At 21.6% G+C, this 23206-nt stretch carries 18 protein-coding genes, 1 tRNA gene and 2 pseudogenes; 15 read left to right on the forward strand and 6 right to left on the reverse strand.

The window, feature by feature from the left end; genetic code table 11:
- Positions 1–23 precede the first annotated feature (23 nt).
- From atpE to AB4W52_RS00030, 5 genes and pseudogenes are all read left to right on the forward strand, one after another.
- On the forward strand, positions 24–266 hold the full coding sequence (atpE, locus tag AB4W52_RS00010; protein ID WP_367675318.1) for a F0F1 ATP synthase subunit C: 243 nt from the start codon (positions 24–26) through the stop codon (positions 264–266).
- Between the two features lie 126 nt (positions 267–392).
- Positions 393–536 (forward strand): hypothetical protein, encoded by a 144-nt coding sequence (locus tag AB4W52_RS00015; protein WP_367675319.1) that lies wholly within the window; start codon positions 393–395, stop codon positions 534–536.
- Positions 537–2607: 2071 nt separating this feature from the next.
- Positions 2608–2697 (forward strand): annotated as a pseudogene (locus AB4W52_RS00020) (hypothetical protein); the annotation flags it as partial.
- 715 nt (positions 2698–3412) lie between these two features.
- Positions 3413–4860: pseudogene (atpD, locus tag AB4W52_RS00025) on the forward strand (F0F1 ATP synthase subunit beta).
- An 11-nt stretch (positions 4861–4871) separates the two neighbouring features.
- The gene (locus tag AB4W52_RS00030) at positions 4872–5039 is read left to right on the forward strand and encodes a hypothetical protein (RefSeq protein WP_367675320.1); all 168 of its coding nucleotides are present in this window, start codon (positions 4872–4874) and stop codon (positions 5037–5039) included.
- A gap of 267 nt (positions 5040–5306) precedes the next feature.
- On the opposite strand, the gene gyrB is transcribed toward AB4W52_RS00030, so the two are convergent.
- From gyrB to dnaA, 3 genes are all read right to left on the reverse strand, one after another.
- Positions 5307–7712, reverse strand: coding sequence for a DNA topoisomerase (ATP-hydrolyzing) subunit B (gene gyrB, locus AB4W52_RS00035; protein WP_367675321.1), 2406 nt, complete (start codon positions 7710–7712; stop codon positions 5307–5309).
- 68 nt (positions 7713–7780) lie between these two features.
- Positions 7781–8881: a DNA polymerase III subunit beta gene (gene dnaN, locus AB4W52_RS00040; protein WP_367675322.1), complete on the reverse strand. Its 1101-nt coding sequence runs from the start codon at positions 8879–8881 to the stop codon at positions 7781–7783.
- A 5-nt stretch (positions 8882–8886) separates the two neighbouring features.
- Positions 8887–10188 carry a chromosomal replication initiator protein DnaA gene (dnaA, locus tag AB4W52_RS00045; protein ID WP_367675323.1) on the reverse strand — a complete coding sequence of 434 codons (1302 nt, stop codon included), beginning with the start codon at positions 10186–10188 and terminating at the stop codon, positions 8887–8889.
- 246 nt (positions 10189–10434) lie between these two features.
- Here dnaA and rpmH point away from each other — a divergent pair, with 246 nt between their 5' ends.
- From rpmH to mnmE, 4 genes are all read left to right on the forward strand, one after another.
- Positions 10435–10578 (forward strand): 50S ribosomal protein L34, encoded by a 144-nt coding sequence (rpmH, locus tag AB4W52_RS00050; protein WP_367675324.1) that lies wholly within the window; start codon positions 10435–10437, stop codon positions 10576–10578.
- A 23-nt stretch (positions 10579–10601) separates the two neighbouring features.
- Entirely contained in the window at positions 10602–10955 is a 354-nt protein-coding gene (rnpA, locus tag AB4W52_RS00055; protein WP_367675325.1) for a ribonuclease P protein component, read from the forward strand.
- 155 nt (positions 10956–11110) lie between these two features.
- Positions 11111–12730 carry a membrane protein insertase YidC gene (gene yidC / locus AB4W52_RS00060; protein ID WP_367675326.1) on the forward strand — a complete coding sequence of 540 codons (1620 nt, stop codon included), beginning with the start codon at positions 11111–11113 and terminating at the stop codon, positions 12728–12730.
- A gap of 51 nt (positions 12731–12781) precedes the next feature.
- A complete protein-coding gene (gene mnmE / locus AB4W52_RS00065; RefSeq protein ID WP_367675327.1) occupies positions 12782–14149 on the forward strand; it encodes a tRNA uridine-5-carboxymethylaminomethyl(34) synthesis GTPase MnmE in 1368 nt (455 codons plus the stop codon).
- Between the two features lie 69 nt (positions 14150–14218).
- Here the strand turns inward: mnmE and AB4W52_RS00070 are convergent.
- Positions 14219–14291, reverse strand: a tRNA-Phe gene (locus tag AB4W52_RS00070).
- Between the two features lie 209 nt (positions 14292–14500).
- Here AB4W52_RS00070 and AB4W52_RS00075 point away from each other — a divergent pair.
- The 3 genes from AB4W52_RS00075 to efp all read left to right on the forward strand — a co-directional run bounded on the left by AB4W52_RS00075 (position 14501) and on the right by efp (position 17181).
- Positions 14501–14794 (forward strand): co-chaperone GroES, encoded by a 294-nt coding sequence (locus AB4W52_RS00075; protein WP_367675328.1) that lies wholly within the window; start codon positions 14501–14503, stop codon positions 14792–14794.
- 39 nt (positions 14795–14833) lie between these two features.
- On the forward strand, positions 14834–16480 hold the full coding sequence (groL, locus tag AB4W52_RS00080; RefSeq protein ID WP_367675329.1) for a chaperonin GroEL: 1647 nt from the start codon (positions 14834–14836) through the stop codon (positions 16478–16480).
- 131 nt (positions 16481–16611) lie between these two features.
- Positions 16612–17181: an elongation factor P gene (gene efp / locus AB4W52_RS00085; protein WP_367675330.1), complete on the forward strand. Its 570-nt coding sequence runs from the start codon at positions 16612–16614 to the stop codon at positions 17179–17181.
- A 16-nt stretch (positions 17182–17197) separates the two neighbouring features.
- Here the strand turns inward: efp and dnaC are convergent, their stop codons facing one another.
- A complete protein-coding gene (gene dnaC / locus AB4W52_RS00090) occupies positions 17198–17944 on the reverse strand; it encodes a DNA replication protein DnaC (RefSeq protein WP_367675331.1) in 747 nt (248 codons plus the stop codon).
- 93 nt (positions 17945–18037) lie between these two features.
- Entirely contained in the window at positions 18038–18613 is a 576-nt protein-coding gene (gene rsmD / locus AB4W52_RS00095; RefSeq protein ID WP_367675332.1) for a 16S rRNA (guanine(966)-N(2))-methyltransferase RsmD, read from the reverse strand.
- 81 nt (positions 18614–18694) lie between these two features.
- On the opposite strand from rsmD, the gene ftsY reads away from it, so the two are divergent.
- From ftsY to metE, 3 genes are all read left to right on the forward strand, one after another.
- Positions 18695–19759, forward strand: a complete 1065-nt coding sequence (gene ftsY, locus AB4W52_RS00100) for a signal recognition particle-docking protein FtsY (protein ID WP_367675333.1) — start codon at positions 18695–18697, stop codon at positions 19757–19759.
- Between the two features lie 190 nt (positions 19760–19949).
- Entirely contained in the window at positions 19950–20822 is an 873-nt protein-coding gene (gene rpoH / locus AB4W52_RS00105) for an RNA polymerase sigma factor RpoH (protein WP_367675334.1), read from the forward strand.
- 100 nt (positions 20823–20922) lie between these two features.
- Positions 20923–23193, forward strand: a complete 2271-nt coding sequence (gene metE, locus AB4W52_RS00110) for a 5-methyltetrahydropteroyltriglutamate--homocysteine S-methyltransferase (RefSeq protein ID WP_367675335.1) — start codon at positions 20923–20925, stop codon at positions 23191–23193.
- Positions 23194–23206: the final 13 nt, after the last annotated feature.

Raw genomic sequence — 23206 nt, forward strand, 5'->3', positions numbered from 1 at the left:
TTTTTTTTTTGGAGATTTTTTATATGAATCATAATATAGATGTAAGTTTTATTTATTTAGCAGCTGCAATTTTAATTGGTTTAGGTTCTATTGGAGCAGCTGTAGGGATTGGAATATTAGGAGGAAAATTTTTAGAAGGAGCAGCGAGACAACCAGATTCTATTTCTTTTTTAAGAACTCAGTTTTTTATTATTATGGGTTTAGTTGATTTAATTCCTATGATTACTGTTGGATTAGGTTTTTATATGCTTTTTGGAATTTCTTAAAAAATTTTATTAGCAGAAAACTTTTTATATAGAGTTAGTCTTGAAGGAATTTAAATTTATAAATATTAATATAACTCTTTTTTAACGAACGTTTTCTTTTCTGTTTTTTTTTTACATGAAATTTATTTGAGCATCTCTTATAAAAGTAATTTTAAAAAGACAAAAATAGTTCGTGATTCCATGCTTTTATTAGAAGAAGAGAAAGAAAAATTTAAAAATAAAAAGAAAAAATCTTTTAAAAAAATTCATTCTGAAAAAAAAAATCTCTAATAAATTATAGATAACGCATTAAAAAAAAGATTTTATTATTAAGAATTCTCAAAAGAAAAAGCGTTATTTTAAAAAAAATATTTAATTCAATGAAATCAGAACTATTTATTCTGAAAATGAAAAAATAAAATGATATTAAAAAAAATTCTGTTTTTCTAGATATGAAAATTTTTAAAGAAATTTTAAAACAAAAAATCAAAAAAAAAAAAATTCCAAAAACAAAAAAAAAACATTTTGATCAAAGTATTAAAAAATTTATTTTAGATTTTACAAGTTTTTAAATATTTTTTAAAAAAATTCTTCTTCTTAAATTTCTCTAAATCTATTTTTAATATTGCGATAAGAGAAAGAAGAATTAATAAATTGAAAAAATTTTTGAATTTATTATCTTTAATTATTCACAATAAAAATATGACATTTATTTGTTTTGAGTATTTTCATTCTTTCATAAAGCATATATTTTTTTTGAAATTTTTTTACATGATTTTAAAATAAGTTATTCTGAAAAGAATTTATTAAAAATTTTATCTGAAAAGAAAAAATTTTTTTAATTTCAAAAATTTATCAAGAATATAAATTTAAAAAAAAAATAATTATGCAAACATTATTGAAGTGATTTTAAAATTTTCTCATAAAATTTATGATGATTAAAAAAGTAAAATAATTCATTTTTTAGAAAAATATTTTTGAAAAAAAATTATTTAAAATGTTTTTTAGATAGAAATTTAATTAGTAAAATAGTTATTTTAGTGAATTGATTTGTTATTGATTATTTTATTAAATATGATTTAAAAATTTTTTAGAAAATATAAAGAGAAAGCATGATTCAGATCAATTTTATAGAAATTAGTAAAATAATTGAAGATAGAATTTTAGATTTCAAAATTAATACACGAATATTATAGTGAAGGTAAAATTATTTCTGTCATCGATGGAATTATTAACATTTATTGTTTAAAGAATTTTATGTAAAAAGAAATTATTTTTATTCCCTAATAGAAAATATTCCATATTGCTTTCAACTTAGAAAAAGATCTTGTAGGAGAATGATTATTTTAGGTGATTTTGAAGATATTCTAAGAAGGAATAATTGCAAAAAGGTGTGCACTAGATCTCTTTTAGAAATAATTCCTTTCGGTAATATTTTTCAGGGCGTAAAGTTAATTCTTTAGACATTCCTATTGTGATGGCCAAAGGGGTTCAATTATAAATGATTGATATTATTCTATAAAAAATAACGTACCTATAGTTATTAATCGAGAAAAAATTAATGAACCTCTTTCAAACTTGGATATTTATCCATTGATTCAATGATTCTAATCGGAAAAGGTTAGAGAGAATTGATTATTTGTGATAAAAAAACTGGAAAAAACTTCTTTTGCTAATTAATAATATTAATGATCAAAAAAAATTTTGGTGTAAATGTATTTACTTTTCTATTGAATAAAAAATATCAGTTATTTTAGATATTTCTCGAAAATTAAATTATCATGATGTTTTTGAAAATACAGTTATTGTTTCTGCTTCTGCATCTGATTCAGTTTCTTTTCAGAGTATTTCTCTCTTGTATTCTGGATGATTCAATAAGAGAATATTTTAGAAATCAAGGAGAAAATGTTTTAATTGTTTATAATTATTTATCTAAAAATGAAATATCGTATAGACAAAATTTCTCTTTTATTTAAAAGATCGATCCACCAGGACGTGAAATCATATCCTGGAGAGATATATTTTATTTACATGCGAGATTTATGAGAGAGATCTTCTAAAGTTAATTTAAAATATTTATCTCATTATAGTAAAAAAAATATAAAAAAAATTGTAGTTTTCATTTTTTTATCGATTATTGAAACGTAGTTAGGAGATGTTTCTGATTTTATTCCTACAATATTATTTCTATTACAGATGGATAAATATTTTTAGAATTTTATCTTTTTGATTCAGATATACGCACTTCTGTTAATTTAAGAATATCTGTTTCTCATGTAGTAGTGCTTCTTAAAAAGCAATCATTAAAAAACTTTCCACTTGAATTAAATCTTTTTTATCTCAATATTAAGAATTAGAAGCATTTTCTAAATTTTCTTTAGATTTAGATAAAAATGCTCAAAATCAATTAAATCTTAGAAAGAAAATTATTGAATTATTAAAACAAAAATAGTATAGACATTTATTTATTTCAGAACAGTTTATTTTTTTGAAAAAATAAAAAAATAAAAAAATAATTTTTATTCTAATTCTTTCTAGTAAAGGTTTTTTTGGTAGTTTAAAAACTAATTTGATAAAAAATTTTTTTGCATTTAAAAAATTTTTTATTTTAAAAAAATTTTCTTTTGAAGTCATCATACTTAAAAAAAAGGAATCTATTTTGATAGAAAATTTGAAAAATATCTTCAAAAATATAATCTAAATTTTTATAAAAATTTTACTTTTTATGAAGTAAAAAATTTCTTAGATAAAATTTTTTAAAATTATAAAAAAAGAAAAATTGATAAAATTTTTTTTATAATAAATATAATGATTAATTAAATCTACATCCTATAGTTGAAGAGATTGTTCCAATCCAAGTCTGTAAAAAATAAAATTTATTAAAAATATTTTAGGATTATATTTATGAATTTAATTCTAATTCATTGTATGAAAATCTTTTAAATAGATTTTTTGTAAAAAAAATTTATTATAGCGTTCTAGAAAATTTAATCGCTGAATATTCTTGTCGTATAATATCTATGAAAAATTCTATAGAAAATAGTTCTAATTGAAAGTAATATTTATAATACACACATCAAGATAATATTATTCAGAAATTAACTGAAATACTTTCTTAAACATCTTCTGTATTAATGGATTAAAAAATATATTGAGTTTGAAAAGTGATATCTTTGGGAAAGATTATTCAAATTATTGGATCTTTAATTAATATAAATTTTTTTCAAGGAAATGTATTTAAAATTTATCATATTTTAAAGGTAAAAAAAATTCTCTAATTTGCAAAGTTCAAAAACATTTAAGTTCTAATTTAGTTTGTATAATTTCTATGAGTTCTTCAGATGGATGAAAGAGAGGAATGTTAGTGAAAAATTTAAAACATGCTATAAAAGTTCCTATTGTAAAGTGTACTTTAGGAAAGATTATTAATTTTTTATGTAAGTCAATAGATAAAATAAAGATTCTATTTTTAATAAAAAAATATTTCAGAAAAGGAATTTTAGGAAATATATCGATCTCCTACTTCTTATCAGGAATAATCTAATTCTCGTGTTATTTTAGAAACTGGAATTAAAGTTATTGATTTAATTTGTCATTTTTTCAAAGGAAGTAAAATTGGATTATTTAGAGGAGTAGGTGTTGAAAAAATTGTAAATATGATGGAACTGATAAGAAATTTTTTCTATTAAACATTCTTGATATTCTGTTTTTACAGGAGTCGAAGAACGCGTAAGAAAAGGTTATTATTTTTACAATGAAATGAAAGATTCTAAAGTTTTGAATAAAGTGACTTTAGTTTATTTTCAAATGAATAAACCCACAAGAAAACAGATTTAGAGTAGAATTTATTGGATTAACTTTAGCTAAAAAATTTCAGGAAGAAGGAAAAAGATGTTTTATCTATTATATAGATGATATATTGTTATATTTTAGAAGGAATAGAAATTTCTTCTTTATTAGGAAAAATCCTTTTTATAGTCAGGTATTAAACAACTTTATCAGAAGAGATGGGAATTATTACAGGAACGTATTGTACACTTCTACGAAAAATGATTCAATTACTTTAATCAAATATTTATTTTCCTGCTGATGATTTTATCCTGATCCTGCTCCTATCGTAACTTTTTCTCATTTAGATGCAATTATTACTTAAAATCGAAAAATTTCTTCTCTAGAGATTTATCCTGTAATTAATCTTTTAAATTCCAATAGTAATCATTTAAATCTAGAAATGATAGGAAAAAATTATTATAATGTTACTTGAAATATTTAATGTGTTTTGCAAAAATATGATGAGTTCAAAGATATTATTTCAATACCGGGAATAGATGTATGATCTGAAAATGATCAATTATTAGTTTTTCAAGCAAGGAAAAAATACAAAAATTTTTATCTTCACCTTTTTTGTAGCGGTAATATTTACTGGGTCTACTTGAAAATATGTCAGTGTAAAAGATACTATTACTAGATTTAAGAATATATTATTTTGAGAGCCTGATGATATACCAGAAAATTTTTTTATATTGTTGGATCGGTAAAAGAAGTAATAAAAAAATTTAAAGAAAATATGAAAAATAAAAAAATACTTAGGTTTTTTATATATCCTTTTAATTAAATATCACGAGTATGAATAAAAGTATATCACCTTATAGAGATATTAAATATATTAATTTCAAGGAGGAAACAGGAAATTTTAGCGTATATTCTAAGAATTCTCAGTTATTAACTTTTAATTCTAGTCCTTTAAAGATAGTAATGAAAAGTAAAAATTCAGAATATTTTTATATTTCATAGGAAATTTTAGACGTTCAACAAGAATTTGTAAATTTAATATCTGATTATTTTATAAATATTAAATATTTAGATGAAAAAAAAAAAAAGAAAAAAAATAAAAAAAATTTATATAAAAAATGAAAAAAATAATTTTTTTTATAAGTCAATTATATGGAAAGTCTTTTTTATTTTAGCGGCGATATTTCTTTGTTATATTTTGCCGCTAATTATTTATACACACATTTTATATTCTTGGATTGTAAAAAGAAAGAAAATATAAAAAAAATTTTAAAAATCTACATTTTCAGCTTTTAAAGAATTTTTTTGGATAAATTTTTTTCTAGGCTCTACAGAATCTCCCATAAGAATACTAAATAGTTTGTTTGCATACATTGCATCTGAAATTTTTACTTTTAACATTCTGCGTGTTTCAGGATTCATAGTAGTTTTCCATAGTTGTGTTGGATTCATTTCTCCTAATCCTTTATAGCGTTGTATTGTAGTTTTTTTAGAATTTTTCATAATCCATGCTAAAATTTTTTTTAGAGATTTGATTTTTTTTTTTTTTTCTTGAATTTTTACATATAATTTTTTATTGATGAAATATTTTAGTCTATCATAAATTATTGAGATTGTATGATATGTAGAACTGTAAAAAAAATTTTTTTTTAAAATATAGCGTTGTAGATTTCCATACATTTTTATATATATGTATATATAAAATTTTTTTTTCTCTTTCTTCTTTTTTATTTTAAACGAATACTGAGTATTGTTTGTTTTAGAATTTAGTTTTAAAATTAAATTTTCAGTCCATTTTTTTATTTTTTCTTTATTATTAATATTTTTAATTTTTTTTTGTTCAATAAGTTTATCAAAAATTTTTTTAAATAAATAAGGATATTTTTTTTTTATTTTTTTTTTTAATTTTATATAATTTAAAATCATTTGATGAAATTTTTTAAAATAACTTTTCTGATTTTTTTTTTTAATATTTGTTATTTGAATGTTTTTTAATGCAATTTTTATTTGGTATTTTTTCATTGAAAAATAATTTTTTGTATATTTTTCTTTTCTTCCATATTTTATTTTATATAAAGGGGGTTGAGCAATATATATATATCCTTTTTCAATAATTTCAGGCATATATCTATAAAAAAAAGTTAATAGTAAAGTTCTTATATGAGAACCATCAATATCTGCGTCTGTCATGATTATAATTCTATGATATCTCAGTTTTTTTAAATCATAATTTTTATCTCCAATTCCACATCCTAACGCTGTAATGATTGAGGTTACTTCTTGCGAAGAAAGCATTTTTTCAAAAGTAGATTTTTCTACATTTAAAATTTTACCTTTTAATGGTAAGATAGCTTGGTTTTTTCTATTTCGTCCTTGTTTTGCGGATCCTCCAGCTGAGTCTCCTTCAACTAAATATATTTCTGATAAGATTGGATTTTTTTCTTGACAATCTGCTAATTTTCCTGGCAATCCAGATAATTCTAATGCGCTTTTTTTTTTTGTAATTTCTCTTGCTTTTCTCGCTGCTTCTCTTGTAGTTGCTGATTCCAGAATTTTATTGACAATTATTTTTGTATCAGATGGGTTTTCTAACAGAAAATTGATTAAATTTTCATGTATTAATGATTCAATAATAGGTTTTACTTCAGAAGATACTAGTTTTTCTTTGGTTTGCGATGAAAATTTTGGATCGTTAATTTTGACAGAAACAATAGCTATTAATCCTTCTCTAACATCATCACCAATAATGTTTACTTTATTTCTTCTATGTGATAATTCTTTATCTATATAATTGTTAATTGTTCTTGTTAATGAAGATTTAAATCCTGATAAATGACTTCCCCCTTCTTTTTGTGGAATGTTATTTGTATAACATAAGATGTTTTCTTTTAGTGAATTGTTCCATTGCATAGCAATTTCTATTAAAATATCTTTTTTCTTTGCAATAAAATAAAATGTTTTTGGATGAATAAATTTATTTTTTTTATTAATATATGAAATAAATTCTTTTATGCCTCCGTGATGATAATATTTTTTTTTTTTTTTTTTTATGTTATTTAAAAGATAAATAGAAATATTTGGATTTAGAAAAGATAATTCTTTTAATCTTTCTGAAATAATAGAATGTTTAAATTTTTTTATATTTTTAAAAATTTTTTTATTCGGCCAAAATCGTATTTTTGTTCCTGTATTTTTACTTTTTCCAATAATGGATAATTCATTTATTTTTTTTCCATTAGAATATGTTTGTTGATATATTTTTTTATTTCTATATATAGTTAATATTAATTTTTCAGACAATGCATTTACAACAGAGATTCCAACGCCATGTAATCCTCCTGAAATTTTATATGAATAATCATCAAATTTACCTCCTGCATGTAACATAGTCATAATAACTTCTGAAGCAGGTATTCCTTCTTCTGGATGTATATCTATTGGAATTCCTCTTCCATTATCTTTGACTGAAATAGAATCATCTGTGTGAATGGAAACAATTATTTTATTACAATGTCCAGCTAATGCTTCATCTATTGAATTGTCGACTACTTCAAATACCATATGATGAAGTCCAGTTCCGTCATCTGTATCTCCTATGTACATTCCTGGACGTCTTTTAACTGCTTCTAAACCTTTTAATATTTTTATGTTAGATGAATTGTAAGTGTTTTTCATTTTTTCTCTTTTTGTAAAATTCATATATTTTTATATTTGAACTTTAATTGTTGAATTTTTTATCTAAATTATAGGTATAAAGGTAAAATTATATATTTTAATTCTGGTTTATTTGGAACTTCAATTTGTAAGTATTGAATTTTTTCATCTAGAATAAATGTAATAAAATCACATTTTAAAACGTTTAGAACATCTAGTAAGTAATTTATATTGAGAGATAATTTTAGTGTCTGAGGATATTTATATTCAATATTAAATGTATATTCTGATTTTTCTTCTTGATTATGTGAAGTGATTTTACATTGATTTTTTTTTAATTTTAAATAAATTCCTTTTGACTGTTCATGCACAAGAATAGATACATGTGATAAAGATTTTTTTAGTTTTTTAACATTAATTTTAATTTGGTATTTTTTTTCTTTAATTAAGATGTGATCTAAGTTTGGAAAATTATTATTTATTAATTTTGAAGTAAAAATAATATTATTAATGTGGAATTGAATATAGTTTTTATCATATAAAATTTTTACTAAAATTTTTTCATGATTTATTATTTTCAAGAGTTCTATAACTGATTTTCTAGGTAAAATAATGGAAAATTTTGGATATTTTTTAGTATTTTTTTTTTTAAATATTGCCATTCTATGTCCATTAGTTGCAATAGATTTTATATATTTTTTTTTAAATTCAATAAAAATTCCATTTAAATATGGTCTAATATCTTGTGAAGACATTGAAAAATAAATATATTCTAACATATTTTTTAAAGTTTTTTGTTTTATATAAAATTTTCTTTTATATTTTTTTTTTTTAAAATATGGAAATTTTTTTGCGGAAATAGTTAGTAAACAAAATTTGCTTTTTTGAGAAGAAAGATATAATTTTTTTTTAATTAATTTAACATAAATTAATGATTTTTCAGAAATTATTCTAAATATTTCTAATATTTTTCTTCCCGAAACAGTTATTTTTCCTGGAATACAGCTATAATTATTGGAAATTTTATACATTAGTTCAATTTCTGTGTTAGTACTTGTAAGAAAAATATTTTTTTGATCTATTTCAATTAAAATATTTCCTAAAATTTCATTAGGATTATTTCTGATTAATAACGAACTAATTTTTTGTAATGGAATAAGAAAATTTTTTTTTTCAATAATAAATTTCATAATTTTTATAAATATATTTTTTTTAATAAATAATTGTAGTTTTTTTTAATTGTTTTATTGTTTTTATATAATTTATTTATTTTTTTACATGTATATAAAATGGTTGTATGTGTTTTTTTATTAAAAAAATTCCCAATTTCTTGTAAACTATGTGTAGTTAATTTTTTAGATAAACTGATAGCTATTTGTCTTGGGATGATAATAGATTTATTTCTTTTGATAGATAAAAGTTCGGATAATTTGATATTATAATGTTTTGCAACTATTTTTTGTATTTTTTCAATAGTAATTTTTTTTTTTTTTGTTTTTAAAAAATCTTTAAGTATTTTTTTAATAGTTTTTGTAGTAATATTTTTATATTTATGAAATAAAAAATATGCTTGAATTTTATTTAAAGTACCTTCAATTTCATGAAAATTAGATTTCAGATTTTCTGCAATAAAATTGATATTTTTTTTTGATAAATAAATTTTTTTTTCATAAGATTTTTTAACTAAAATATCAATTCTTGTATTTTTTTTAGGAGTATTGAGACGTATACTTAATCCGCAATCTAATTTTGCTTTTAATCTTTCATTTATTCCTTTTATTTTAGTTGGATAACAATTAGAAGTTATAATAATTTGTTTATTTTTTGTCATGAGATCATTCATAGTATGTAAGAATTCTTCTTGTGTTCTTTTTTTATGAGAAAAAAATTGAATATCTTCTATAATTAAAACATTTGCTGAACGATAGTATTTTTTAAATTTTTCAATAGAGTTATTTTTTAATGATTTCACCATTTTTTGTACAAAATGTTCAGATTGAATATATATTATTTTTTTATGTTTTTTTTTTTCTAAAAAATTTTTTATAGCATATGATAAATGAGTTTTTCCTAATCCTGTTTTACCATATAAAAAAAAAGGATTATAAAAATTTCCTGGATTATTGGCGATTCTATAAGATAATTTGTATGCAAGTTGGTTCGATTTCCCAATAATAAAATTTTTAAATTTATATTTTTCTAAAATATTTTTAGATTTTTTCTTTGTTAAAAGATTTTTAGATTTTTGTAAATTTTTTTTATTTTTAATTAATTTTAAATTGATTTTTTTTATATGAAAATATTTATTAATTAATATTTTTATTGTGTTTAAATATTTTTCTTTAATCCAATGTAAAAAAAAATTATTAGGAACATATAAAAAAAATTTTTTTTTTTTTATTTTTGGTTTGAGAGGTTGAATCCAAATAGTAAATTCACTAATTGAAAGTTTTTTTTTAAAATAATTTATGATTTTTTTCCATTTTAAAAGAAACATTTTATTTCTCCACAATAATAAATGTGAATTGTATGACTTTTAAAAAAATATTACATTAAAAATTTTTTATATTTTTAGAAATTTTAATAAAGAATATTATATAATGTTATTATATTTAATAAAATTAAAATTGTTTTTTGGTTTTTTCTAGTTTTTTTAATGAAACTTTGAAAAAATAGTTTTGTTTAAAATAAAAATTTAGTAAATATTTTTTAATAAAAATTTATTTATTTTTGGATATATATTATGAAAAGAACTTTTCAACCGTCAATTTTGAAGAGAAATCGTGTTCATGGTTTTAGAGCAAGAATGTCTACTAAGAATGGTCGTCATATTTTGTCTCGTAGAAGAGCGAAATCTCGATCTTTTTTAACAATTTCTTCTAGGTAAAATAATTAAAAAATAAGTTTATTGTGAAACAATTTTCTTTTAAAAAAAAATTTAGATTATTAAATAAAAATCAGTATAAAAATGTTTTTCGTAATTCTTATGTAGTTCGTTTTCAAGAAATATTGATTTTTGGTCATAAGAATGATCGTAAATATTCAAGATTGGGTATTTCTATTTCAAAAAAAAATATCAAGAAATCTTATAAAAGAAATTATTTAAAAAGAATTATTAGAGAATTTTTTAGGATGAATAAGGAAAAATTTTTTCGAATGGATTTTGTTGTTTGTATTAAAAAACAGTTTTCTCAAACTAATAAAATTTTTTTAAAAAAATTAGAGTTTCTGTGGTTTAAGTATTTTTTAAAAAAAAGAAAATAGTTTATTTTATATCAAAAAATTTATTTTTATATATTTTAGATTAATTTAAATAAAATTTTTAATTTCAAACACATTAGTATAGTTATTTTTATTGAAAAAATATTATTACATTATTATTTATTAACAAAAAATTTACAAAATCAAAGAGAAAACACATGACTTATAGACGTAATTTTTTTATTTTTTCTTTTTTAATGATTTCTTTTTTTTTATGGAATTTATGGGCAAAAAATTGTTCTGAAAATATTAAAAATTATTTTCATAAAAATTCAATTGAAAAGATTTTTAAAGATAAAAAACATAGTCAAAAAAAATTTCAGAAAATAGATTTAGTTTTCAAAAAATTTTTTTTTTCAGAAAAAAATTTTTCTAATTTAATAATTAAGAATAGTATACAAAGTAATAAATTATTGCATTTATATAAAAATAAAATACAAGGTTTACAAAATTTTAGATGTTTGAAAATTTTTTTAAAATATGGACATAATTTACACAATTTTTTATTTAAAAAACATATTAATAGTGAAAAAAGTTTTTTTTTTTTAAAAAATTTTATTAAAGAAAAAAAATATTTATTTCAAAAGAGAAATAAAAATTTTATTTTTTTACAATGTGGAATTTTAAAGTATTTCAAGGAAAATAAAAAAGATTGTTTATTAACAAAACAAAAACATGATGTTTTTTTCACGAGTTATGTTGAGAGATTAGAAAAAAAAAATAGTTTAAAAAATGTTTTTAGCGGTTTTTTCTCTTTCTTTTTAAAAAAAATTTTATATAAAAATTTTAATATATTGAATTTAATTAAAAAAATAAAATTTTTTTTACATGATAGTGGAACACAAAGCTTAAATATTATAAACAAAATACAATTATTAAAAAAAAATATATTTTATATTTCAATTCAAAATTTTGAGGCTACTATATTTAGTAGTTTTACGAAAAAAATAACTGAAAAAAAAATTTTTTTTCTTCCACATTTTTCTTTAAATTTTTTTGTACAAAAATATTGTAATTTACAATTTTTATGTAAAGAATCTTCAACAAGTTCTTTTATTTTTTTTAAGTCATGGAATAATATTCCAAGAGAAATACACGCGTTTAATAAAGATTTAGATCCTACTACAAATTCCGGTTTTTGGTGGTTTTTATCTGAACCATTTTTTGAGATATTAAAATTTATTAATAGAATTGTTGGAAATTGGGGTTTTTCTATAATCTTGATGACAATATTAATACGTTTATGTATGTATCCTATAACAAAATCTCAATATTTATCTATAGTTCGTTTGAAAAATTTACAGCCTAAAATAGATCATTTAAAGGAAAAATATACAAATGATCAGATAAAAATGAGTAAAAAAATTTTAGAAGTATATAAAAAAAATGATGTCTATCCTTTTTCTGGGTTGTTGTCATTAGTTATGCAAATGCCAATTTTTTTAGCATTTTATTATACTTTAACTGATGCAAAGGAATTAAAGAATGCACCTTTTATTTTTTGGATTAATGATCTTTCCAGTTATGATCCGTTTTTTATACTTCCGATTATCATGGGAATTACTATGATTATGATGCAAAAAATTTCATCTCAAAAAACTTTTAAAGAAATTTGTTCAGGAAATTTACATGAGAAATTTATGTTCTTTTTACCAGGAATTTTTGCAGCATTTTTTTTATGGTTTCCTTCTGGATTAGTTTTATATTACATTATTAGTAATATCTTTAGTATGATTCAACAAAAATACGTTTATGATTCATATAATTTAAAAAATTAATAATATTTTTTAAAATAAATAAAATTTTTATTTAAAAATGATTAAAAATTTATGTTTGATACAATAATAGCACAGGTGACTCCTCAAGGAAATGCTGGAGTCTATATACTAAGAATTTCTGGAAATAAAGCTTATAAAGTATCTTTAGAGGTTTTAGGAAAAATTTTAAAACCAAGATATGCTAGTTATTTAAAATTTTTTGATATTAATCATAAAGAAATATTAGATCAAGGAATTGGAATATGGTTTCCTTCTCCTCATTCTTATACAGGGGAAGATGTTCTTGAATTACAAGGTCATGGAAATAATTTTATAGCAAACTTATTAATAAAAAGAATTTTAAAAATACCAGGTATACGTATTTCGCGTCCAGGGGAGTTTTCTGAAAGAGCTTTTTTAAATAATAAAATAGATTTAATACAAGCCGAAGCAGTTGCTGATTTAATTAATGCAAGTTCTGAAGCTTCAGTTAAAGCTGCTTTAAAATCTTTAAGTGGTTTTTTTTCAGATAAAATTAATAAAATTATTCAAAAAGTTATTAATGTTCGAGTAATGGTAGAATCGCAGTTAGATTTTTCAGAAGAAGATATCAATGTGAATTTTCAAAAAAAATTTTTACAAAATATTCAGAGCATTATTCATGATTTAGATAATTTATTATTTGTAGTAGAAAAAAGAAAAATTATTAAAGAAGGAATTAAAGTTATTATTGCTGGTTTTCCAAATGCTGGAAAATCTAGTTTGTTTAATCTTTTATCATGTAAAAAATCTTCTATTGTAACTAATATTAAAGGAACAACGAGAGATTTAATTAATAATAAAATTTATTTTGATAAATTCTTAATAGATTTAACTGATACTGCAGGTCTAAGGAGAGCTCAAGATAAAGTAGAAAAAATTGGAATATCTCTTGCTAAAAAAGAAATTTCGTCTTCAGATATTGTATTATTTTTAATAGATAGCACTAAAGAGAAGAAGTCTCAACTAAAAAAGTTTTTATATTATTTTAAAAATGTTCCTCGTTCAATAAATATTATTTTACTTTTTAATAAAATTGATTTAAAAAATATTTCTCCTACGTCTTTTATTTTTAAAGATATAAATTGTTTTTATATATCAGTAAAAAAAAAAATGGGATTAAAAAATTTTTATTTATTTTTTAGAAAAATTTTAAAAAAATATAATAATAGTTTTTTTGGAGAAAGTAATTTTTTAGCAAGACAAAGACACTTAGAAGAAATATACAAAGCTAAAGAAGAATTAATATTATGTAAAAAAGAATGGAAAGAACATCAAAATTATGAAATCATAGCAGAATATTTAAAAATTTCTCAGAATTCATTAAATAAAATTATTGGAAAAGTTTGTTCTCATGATATTTTAAATAAAATTTTTTCTCGTTTTTGTATAGGAAAATAATTTTTTTTTTTTTTTTTTTTTTTTTTTTTTGAAAAATATTTTTTTTTATATATTTTTTATCAAAAAATATGCCCGAAGGCGGAATTGAACCACCGACACGGGGATTTTCAGTCCCCTGCTCTACCAACTGAGCTATTCGGGCTTTTATGTATAGTAAAGCATTAATTATTATAACTTGTCAATATTTTTTTATTTGAACAATTTTCAAAATTTTTCTTATTTTTATTTTAAAACCTTGAAAGTGAGATTAATAGTCCATATATCTATTTATAGAATAGATGATTTTATTTAAAATGATTGTATTCAAATATTTAAAAAAATTTCAAAATATTTTCAAGGAGATCTCAGGTAATGAAAATACGCCCTTTACATGATCGTGTTCTTATTAAACGCGAAGAGGTTGAATCAAAATCTGCGGGGGGAATTGTTTTAACAGGTTCAGCAGCTAATAAATCTAATAGAGGTAAAGTTGTAGCAGTGGGAAATGGAAGAGTTTTAGATAACGGAAAAATAAAAAAATTAGATGTTAAAGTCAATGATCTTGTAATTTTTAATGAAGGTTATGGAGCAAAAACAGAAAAAATTGATGATGAAGAAGTATTAATTTTAACAGAAAGTGATATTTTAGCAGTTATTGAAAAATAATATTTTTTTTTATTAAAAAATTATTTGAGGAAATATAATATGGCAGCTAAAGATGTAAAATTTGGAAATGAAGCGCGTACTAAAATGCTTCGCGGAGTAAATATATTAGCAGATGCAGTAAAAGTGACTTTAGGACCAAAAGGAAGAAATGTTGTTTTAGATAAATCTTTTGGCGCACCAAGTATTACAAAAGATGGAGTTTCTGTAGCTAGAGAAATTGAATTAGAAGATAAGTTTGAAAATATGGGTGCTCAAATGGTTAAGGAAGTAGCTTCTAAAGCAAATGATGTAGCAGGTGATGGTACAACTACTGCAACTTTATTAGCTCAGTCTATCGTGAATGAAGGTTTGAAAGCAGTGGCTGCAGGAATGAATCCAATGGATTTAAAAAGAGGAATTGACAAAGCTGTTATTAAAGCTGTACAAGAATTAAAAAAATTATCTGTTCCGTGTTCTAATTCAAAAGCTATTACTCAAGTTGGAACAATTTCTGCGAATGCAGATGAAAATGTTGGAGCATTAATTGCAGAAGCTATGGATAAAGTAGGGAACGATGGAGTAATTACTGTAGAAGAAGGAACAGGGTTAGAAGATGAATTAGAAGTTGTTAAAGGAATGCAATTTGACAGAGGATATTTATCTCCTTATTTTATTAATAAACCTGAAACTGGGATTGTAGAGTTAGAAAATCCTTATATACTTTTAGCTGATAAAAAGATATCCAATGTTCGTGAACTTTTACCTATTTTAGAAGCTATTGCAAAATCTGGTAAGCCTTTATTAATTATTTCTGAAGATTTAGAAGGCGAAGCTTTAGCTACTTTAGTAGTTAATTCTATGCGTGGAATTGTAAAAATTGCCGCAGTGAAAGCTCCAGGTTTTGGTGATCGTCGTAAAGATATGTTGCAAGACATTTCTATTTTAACTGCAGGAACTGTAATTTCTGAAGAACTAGCTATGGAATTAGAAAAGTCAACATTAGAAGATTTAGGTCAAGCTAAAAGAGTAGTTATTACTAAAGATTCAACAACAATAATTAGTGGTTTAGGAAAAAAAGCAGATATACAAAGACGTATTTCTCAAATTCGCCAACAAATTCATGAATCAACTTCTGATTATGATAAAGAAAAGTTAAATGAAAGATTAGCAAAGCTTTCTGGTGGTGTTGCAGTATTAAAAGTTGGAGCGGCTACAGAAGTAGAAATGAAAGAAAAAAAAGCACGTGTAGAAGATGCTTTACATGCAACTCGTGCTGCTGTAGAGGAAGGAGTGGTTGCTGGAGGTGGAGTAGCTTTAGTTCGTGTAGCAGCTAAAATTTCAAATATTCTTGGTCAAAATGAAGATCAAAATGTTGGAATACGTGTTGCTTTAAGGTCTATGGAAGCTCCTTTACGTCAAATAGTGGAAAATTCTGGTGAAGAACCATCTGTTGTAACAAACAACGTTAAAGATGGAAAAGGAAATTATGGATATAATGCTGCAACTGATGAATATGGTGATATGATTACTTTTGGAATTTTAGATCCGACAAAAGTGACTAGATCTGCACTTCAATATGCTGCTTCTGTTGCAGGATTAATGATTACAACTGAATGTATGGTTACAGATTCTCCTAAAGAAGATAAATCTTCTGAAATGCCTTCTCCAGCTTCTGGTGGAATGGGTGGAATGGGTGGAATGATGTAATTAATTTTTTAAAATATATAAATTAAACACATTTAAAATATTTTAATTTATTTTTTCCCTTAATTTTTTTATATTAAGGGAAAATATTTTTTTAGATAAAACTTTTACATTAATTAATTTATTACAAAAATATGGCAAATGATTATTCGATACATTCATTAAAACCTGGATTGAAAGTTATTATTTTAAAAGAACCATGTATTATTAAAAGTAGTTTTTTTGTAAAACCTGGGAAAGGTCAAGCTTTTACTCGTGTGAAATTTAAAAGTTTTTTATCTGGGAAAACGGTAGAATTAACATTTAAATCTACTGAACGTTTAAAAAAAGCAAATATTACAGAAATTAATGCATTATATTTGTATAATGATAATTTTTTTTGGTATTTTTTAGATCAAAAAACTTTTGAAGAGATTGCTGTATTAAAAAAAATTATTAATACAAAACGTTTTTGGTTAGTTCCGCAATGTAAATGTCGTTTAACAATTTGGAATAAGAAGGTTATTTCAGTAATTGTGAGTAATTTTATTAGTTTAAAAGTTGTTCAAACTACACCTGTACTTAAAAAGAATTCTATTAATAATAGTTTAAAAACAGCTATTTTAAAAACTGGTGTTTCAATTAAAGTTCCTTATTTTATTAAAGTCAATGATTATATAAAAGTGGATACAAGAACATGTAAGTATATTTCTCGAATAAAATAATTTTTTTAAAAAAAAATTATACTTGTAATTTTTTAGCAGACACATTTGCTCGATAACTATTCCAATTAAAATTTAACCATAAGCTTTTTCCTAATTTCATGCGATCTAAAATTCTTTCTCCTAATAATTTATATAAACTGTTATAATTTAAATTTGATAAAATTCCAGTTGATTTTTTAGAAGCTGAACGTCTATCTATAATTTGATGAATGATAATTTTTTCATAATTAGATTCTTTTTGAATTCCAATTTCATCAATAATTAATAGATCTACTTTACTTGTTTTATTAATAAAATGTTCTTCAGTAAAATTGTTATTTTTCTGGAATGTTTTTTTTATTTTTGACATAAGATCTGCAATTGTAATGATTAATATTTTTTTCCCGTGTAAAATTAAATAATTTCCTATTGCTGCAGCTAAGTGGTTTTTTCCTGTTCCTGGTTTTCCTGAAAAAATAAAATTTGATAATTCATTATTAAAATTTTTTACATATTTTTTAGCAGAACTTAATACTTTCTCTTGTCCAGAATGAAAAACTTTATAATTTTCAAAAGAACAATTTAGATATAATTCTTTAATTCCAGATTTTTCTAAAGTTTTTTGTATTTTAATCGCTTTATTTCTTATTAAAATAGATCTTGAAGATAGAAAACCTTTTTTTTGATTCCATGTTAATAAATCTTTTTCGTTTGTGAATTTAGGTTTAATATGAGAGGGTATAATAGATTGTATACGTTTAATTAATTTAATGTTATTTTTCATAAGTAAAATCCGAATTTTTAATTTAATTTTTTATGATTAAATTTTAATGTCATAAAGATTAAATTTTTTTATATTTTGATTGTTAAAGATTAATTATTTTTTTAAATAGATTTTATATTCTATTTTTTTTTGTTTTTTACTTTTTTTTAAAATCCAAGTTTTAGGAATTTCAATTTTTTGTTTAGAAATTTTTTTTTCAATGTAAATAATTGTATTTTTTTTAGTATATTTATTTTTTTCTAATAAAAATATAGTTTTTTGTAATAATTGAAGACAATTATAAGGAGGATCTAGAAAAATTATATCATAAGTGTTTTCTTTTTTTTTTAACCATTGTAAAGCATTTATATTAATTATGTTGATTTCATGGATATTTAATTTTTTTAAATTCTTATACATTTTAAAAAAAATTTTTTTATTAATTTCAAGTGATGTTACTAATTTTGCATATCTTGATATAGATTCTATTCCTAATATTCCGCTTCCTGCGAAACAATCTAAACATATTGAATTTTGAATATATTTGTTTAACCAATTAAATAAAGTTTCTCGAATAAAATTTTTTGTAGGTCTAAGATTTTTAGAATGAATAATATTTATTTTCTGTCTTTTAAGTTTTCCACCAATAATTTTTAAAGTATTTTTTTTAAATTTTTTTTTTTTATTCATTTTTTTATAATTCATGTTTTATGGAAAGATTTTATTACTTATAATAATATTATATAAAAATTTTTAAAAGGTTATTTCTTTATGTCTAAAGATAATAAAAATTCTTTTTTTTCATTTATAAATAAAATAAATTTTTTTAAAAAAAAAAAACCTCCTTCTGAAGAAAAAAATTCTGTCAATAATCATTGTCTTAAATATTTAAAAAAAAAAGAAGAAAGTTCTCTTTCAGGTAATCGATTTATAAATTTTTTACAAAAAAAATTTCTAAAGACAAAAGAAAGTTTACATTCTGTTTTTAAAAATATTTTTTTTTCTAAAAAAATTGATTCATCTTTTTTTAAAAAATTAGAAGAAAAATTAATTTCTGTAGATGTTAATATAGAAACTATACAAAAAATTTTTAATAATATAAAAAATAATTTAAGTGCAGAAGAATTAAAGAATACAAAATTAGTGTTTAAATTTATAAAAAAAGAGATTATAAATATTCTGCAAAAAAATCCTAAATTACTTTTTTTAGATTCTAAAATTAAACCTACGATTATTATCTTAGTGGGAGTAAATGGATCAGGAAAAACAACAACTGCTGTTAAGCTATCCAAATTATATAAAAATTTAAATAAAAAAGTTCTTGTTGCAGCAGCAGATACTTTTAGAGTAGCTGCAATTGAGCAAGTAAAAAATTTATGTGAAAATAATAATATACCTGTTATTTTTAAAAAAATTGGATCTGATCCAGCTTCTGTTGTATATGATGCTGTTCAAAAATCTATTTCTAAAAAATTTGATGTATTAATTATTGATACAGCAGGTAGATTACAAACAAAAGTTAATTTAATGAATGAAATAAAAAAAATTATACAAGTTATCAAAAAAATTAATGGAGTTGGTCCTACAGAAATTCTTTTAACTATTGATTCTTGTACTGGACAAAATGCTTTAATTCAAGTAAAAGAATTTAATAAATTTTTAGGAATTACTGGATTAGTTTTAACAAAACTTGATGGAACAGCAAGAGGAGGAATTGTTTTATCTATATCTGATAAATTTTCTATTCCTATTAGATATGTTACTTCAGGAGAATATATTCATGATATTCATTTTTTTGATAGTAAGGATTTTGTTCATTCAATATTCAAATTTTAACTATGATAAATTATGCTATATTAATAAATAATTATAAATATATAAATAATTTTTTTTTTATAAAATTATTTATGTAATTATCTATAATTAAATTTTTTTATATATTTTACTATCATTATTTTATAAAATTTTTTAACTGATTTTTTATATAAAAATTTTTTAAAATTCATGGGTTAATGTAGGAATAACAATGATTGATAAAATGAAATTTTCATCAATAAAATTTTTAAATGTTTTAAACACTTGTATGAGGACTTCCAATAGTTTTCCTATTTTATCTGCTCGTGATGAAAAAAAACTAGCTAAAAAATTATTTAAAAATGGTGATCTTGAATCTGCTAAGATTTTGATCTTATCACATTTGCGTTTTGTAATACATATTGCTAAAAATTATTCTGGATATGGGTTACCTCAAGCTGATCTAATCCAGGAAGGAAATATTGGCTTAATGAAATCTGTAAAAAAATTTAATCCTTATTTAGGAGTACGGTTAATTTCTTTTGCCATTCATTGGATTAAATCTGAAATTCATGAATATGTTCTGAGAAATTGGAGAATTGTCAAAGTAGCTACAACTAAATCTCAAAGAAAACTTTTTTTTAATTTACGAAAAACAAAAAAAAAAATGGGATGGTTTAACAAAAGAGAAATCACTTATGTAGCTCAAAAATTAGGAGTTAAAAATAAAGATGTTATTGAAATGGAATCACGTATGTCTGCTAAAGATGTTTTCTTTCATAACTACTCTGAGGATGATGATACTAAAGAGTATCCAAAAAATATATCTTCAATTCCTTTTTTAAAAGATAAATTATCTGATTTTACTTATGGAATAGAAAAAGATAATTGGAAGAAGCATGCTAAAAATAAGTTAAATTTAGCACTTTCATGTTTGGATAAGCGTAGTAGAGATATTATTTATTCACGTTGGTTAGATAAAAGTAAAAAAAAAAATACTTTACAAAATATAGCAAAGATTTATGGAATTTCTGCTGAAAGAGTGCGTCAATTAGAGAAGAATGCGATGAAAAAATTGCGTTTAACAATAGAAAATAATAAATAACTTAAAAAAAATTCTATTTTTTATATAAAATATTTATTTTTTATTTGTAATAAATTTTTTATATTAAATATTAAAAAAATTTTTAAGAAGAGACAATTTCATGAAAATAGTAAATCATATATTAGGTTTTCCTAGAATAGGTTTTAAAAGAGAGTTAAAATTTGCTCAAGAAGATTATTGGAAGAAAAAAATTTCAAAATCTGAATTAAAAAAGATTGGATTCAATATAAGAAAAAAAAATTGGATGATTCAAAAAAAAATGGGTTTACAATTTTTGTCAGTCGGAGATTTTTCATGGTATGACCATGTATTAACTACAAGTATGATGTTAGGAAATATTCCAGAGAGATTTTTAAATAATAAAAAAATAGATTTAGATACATTATTTCATATTGCTAGAGGAGTTTCTGTTGATCGAAAACCTACTTTTCCTTCTGAAATGACAAAATGGTTTAATACAAATTATCATTATATTGTTCCTGAATTTAGTGAGAATAGTTCATTTCATTTCATATGGAAACAAATATTAGATGAGATAGACGAAGCAAAAATTTATAATCGAGATATTAAACCTATCATTTTAGGTCCTATGTCTTATCTTTTTTTAGGAAAATCTAATAACGAAAAATTTGATCGTTTTGATTTACTTCCAAAAATTTTACCTATTTATAAAAAAATCTTACAATCTATTTCAAAAAAAAAAATTAGTTGGATACAGATAGATGAACCGATTTTAGCATTAGATTTATCTGATCAATTAAAAAAAAAATTTTTATATAGTTATCAATTTTTAAAAAGTAATTTAAAAATATTATTAACTACTTATTTTGGAAGTATTGAGCATAATTTTGATATTATTGATTCGATCCCAATTGATGGTTTACATATAGATTTAATTTATGGAAATTATAATTTAGAAAAAATTCATCAAAAATTATCTTCAAAAATAGTTTTATCATTGGGAGTTATTAATGGAAGAAATATTTGGAAAAGTGATCTTGTTAAATATTTTAATTTGATTAATAATTTTAAAAAATATCGTAAGAAAATTTGGATTGGTACATCTTGTTCTTTATTGCATGTGCCTCTTGATTTAGATCAAGAAGAAAATTTAAATCCTATAGTAAAAAATTACCTTTCTTTTGCTGTGCAAAAATGTTATGAATTATTTTTATTAAGTGATTCTTTAAATACAAATGATAAGAGTTTATTAGAATCTTGGATTTTACCTTTGCGTTCAAGAATTTATTTCAATAAAATTAAAAATAAAGATATTCGTAATAAATTATCTAATATTTCAAACAAAGATTATCAAAGAAAAAGTCATTATGATATACGATATGAAAAACAACAAAAGAAATTTCATTTACCAATTTTACCGACTACTACTATTGGGTCTTTTCCTCAAACAGAAGAATTGAGATTGTTAAGAGCAAAATTTAAAAAGAAAATTTTGCATAAAAAATTATACGAAGAAAAAATTTTTAAAATTATTAAAGAAAATATTAAAATTCAAGAGAGTTTAGATCTTGATGTTTTAGTCCATGGTGAACCTGAACGTAATGATATGGTTGAATATTTTGCTGAAAATTTAGATGGTTTTGTATTTACAGATTATGGTTGGGTACAGAGTTATGGATCTAGATGTGTGAAGCCTCCAATAATATCGCATGATATTTCTTATATCAAGTCAATTACTGTGTCTTGGATTAAATATGCACAATCTTTAACTAAAAAACCAGTCAAAGGAATGTTAACTGGACCAGTTACAATATTGTTATGGTCATTTCCTAGAGAGGATATTTCTCGTAAATTAATAGCTAAACAAATTGCATTAGCATTACGAGAAGAAATATTTGAGTTAGAAAAAAATGATATTAACATTATACAAGTAGATGAACCTGCTCTTAGAGAAGGCTTGCCATTAAGAAATTTTGAAAAAGAAAAATATTTAAATTGGGCAGTGAATGCATTTAAATTGAGTGTTTCTTCAGTTAAAGATACTACTCAAATACATACTCATATGTGTTATTGTGAATTTAATGATATTATGGATGCAATAGTAAATTTAGATGCAGATGTGATCACGATTGAAAATGCAAGATCTAAAATGGAAATACTGAGATTTTTTAAAAATTTTCAATATCCTAATAGTATTGGTCCAGGATTTTATGATATTCATTCTCCAAATATACCAACTCAAGAAAATTTTATTCAACTAATTAAAAAATCTATAAAATTAATTTCATCAAAAAGATTATGGATAAATCCAGATTGTGGATTAAAAACTCGATCTTGGAAAGAAGTAAAAGAATCTTTAAAAAATTTAGTTAATGCAACAAAAAAAGTTCGTTTGTTACAAAAATATTAATTAATAAATTTTA

Origin of the sequence: Buchnera aphidicola (Chaetosiphella stipae setosa), assembly GCF_964059095.1 — a bacterium.
GTDB classification, from domain to species: Bacteria; Pseudomonadota; Gammaproteobacteria; order Enterobacterales; family Enterobacteriaceae; genus Buchnera_J; species Buchnera_J aphidicola_BP.

Bases quoted from the DNA above. Each gene is read 5' to 3' on its own strand.
- atpE (WP_367675318.1), top strand. From the start codon at position 24: ATGAATCATAATATAGATGTAAGTTTTATTTATTTAGCAGCTGCAATT.
- AB4W52_RS00030 (WP_367675320.1), top strand. From the start codon at position 4,872: ATGAATAAAAGTATATCACCTTATAGAGATATTAAATATATTAATTTC.
- gyrB (WP_367675321.1), bottom strand. From the start codon at position 7,712: ATGAAAAACACTTACAATTCATCTAACATAAAAATATTAAAAGGTTTA.
- dnaN (WP_367675322.1), bottom strand. From the start codon at position 8,881: ATGAAATTTATTATTGAAAAAAAAAATTTTCTTATTCCATTACAAAAA.
- dnaA (WP_367675323.1), bottom strand. From the start codon at position 10,188: ATGTTTCTTTTAAAATGGAAAAAAATCATAAATTATTTTAAAAAAAAA.
- rpmH (WP_367675324.1), top strand. From the start codon at position 10,435: ATGAAAAGAACTTTTCAACCGTCAATTTTGAAGAGAAATCGTGTTCAT.
- yidC (WP_367675326.1), top strand. From the start codon at position 11,111: ATGACTTATAGACGTAATTTTTTTATTTTTTCTTTTTTAATGATTTCT.
- mnmE (WP_367675327.1), top strand. From the start codon at position 12,782: ATGTTTGATACAATAATAGCACAGGTGACTCCTCAAGGAAATGCTGGA.
- AB4W52_RS00075 (WP_367675328.1), top strand. From the start codon at position 14,501: ATGAAAATACGCCCTTTACATGATCGTGTTCTTATTAAACGCGAAGAG.
- groL (WP_367675329.1), top strand. From the start codon at position 14,834: ATGGCAGCTAAAGATGTAAAATTTGGAAATGAAGCGCGTACTAAAATG.
- efp (WP_367675330.1), top strand. From the start codon at position 16,612: ATGGCAAATGATTATTCGATACATTCATTAAAACCTGGATTGAAAGTT.
- dnaC (WP_367675331.1), bottom strand. From the start codon at position 17,944: ATGAAAAATAACATTAAATTAATTAAACGTATACAATCTATTATACCC.
- rsmD (WP_367675332.1), bottom strand. From the start codon at position 18,613: ATGAATAAAAAAAAAAAATTTAAAAAAAATACTTTAAAAATTATTGGT.
- ftsY (WP_367675333.1), top strand. From the start codon at position 18,695: ATGTCTAAAGATAATAAAAATTCTTTTTTTTCATTTATAAATAAAATA.
- rpoH (WP_367675334.1), top strand. From the start codon at position 19,950: ATGATTGATAAAATGAAATTTTCATCAATAAAATTTTTAAATGTTTTA.
- metE (WP_367675335.1), top strand. From the start codon at position 20,923: ATGAAAATAGTAAATCATATATTAGGTTTTCCTAGAATAGGTTTTAAA.